We start from the raw sequence: 1,106 nt of genomic DNA, 5'->3' as shown, positions 1-1,106 counted from the left end.
GGGGGCAGCGCCCCCAACGGCGGTTGCCACTTGACGCCGCACGCCGCGCAAAATAGCGCATCGGCCATGGCACAGGCACCCCTTCTCCAGCTTTCCGACATCTCGCTCACCTTCGGGGGCGATCCCGTCTTCTCCGGCCTCTCGCTCAACGTTCAGCCCGGCGACCGCGTCGCGCTGGTGGGGCGCAACGGCTCGGGCAAATCGACGCTCATGAAGGTGATGGCGGGGCTGGTCGAGCCCGACACCGGCGAATCCTATGACCGCGATCCGCGCGGCACCGCTCTGAAGGCAGAGGCCTACCTCAAGTCCTCCGGCATCGGCGACGTCGCCTACATGGGCCCCGAGGCCGAGTTCTTCCTCTTCGACGACGTCAAGTACGCCGTGTCGCCGAGCAAGGTGTCCTACGAGGTCGACGCAGACCACGCAGCCTGGAACACCGACGCCGACTTCGAGATGGGCAACCTGGGCCACCGTCCGACCTACAAGGGCGGCTACTTCCCGGTGAACCCGTCGGACGACGGCCAGGACATCCGTTCCGAGATGCTCTCGACCATGAAGCGCATCGGCATGAAGGTCGACAAGCACCACCACGAAGTTGCGACCTCGCAGCACGAGTTGGGCCTGATCTTCGACAGCCTCACCAAGCAGGCCGACGAGCTTCAGAAGTACAAGTACATCATCCACAACGTGGCGCAGGCCTACGGCCGCTCGGCAACCTTCATGCCGAAGCCGATCGCCGGCGACAACGGCTCGGGCATGCACGTGAACATGTCGATCTGGAAGGACGGCAAGCCGGTCTTCGCAGGTGACAAGTACGCCGACCTGAGCCAGGAAGCCATCTACTACATCGGTGGCATCCTGAAGCACGCGAAGACGCTCAACGCCTTCACCAACCCGTCCACCAACTCCTACAAGCGCCTGATCCCCGGCTTCGAAGCCCCGGTTCTGCGCGCCTACTCCGCCCGCAACCGTTCGGGCTGCGTGCGGATCCCGTGGACCGAGTCGCCGAAGGCCAAGCGCGTCGAGGCCCGCTTCCCCGATCCCGCAGCGAACCCCTACCTGTGCTTCGCAGCGCTTCTGATGGCCGGCCTCGACGGCATCAAGAA

General features: G+C 64.9%; 1 pseudogene. It reads left to right on the top strand.

The window, feature by feature from the left end:
- Positions 1-189 precede the first annotated feature (189 nt).
- Positions 190-1,106 (top strand): annotated as a pseudogene (gene glnA / locus HC022_RS27195) (type I glutamate--ammonia ligase); the annotation flags it as partial.

The organism is Salipiger sp. HF18, assembly GCF_011806505.1.
GTDB lineage: Bacteria > Pseudomonadota > Alphaproteobacteria > Rhodobacterales > Rhodobacteraceae > Salipiger > Salipiger thiooxidans.
This window is presented reverse-complemented; position numbering and strand designations above follow the sequence as displayed.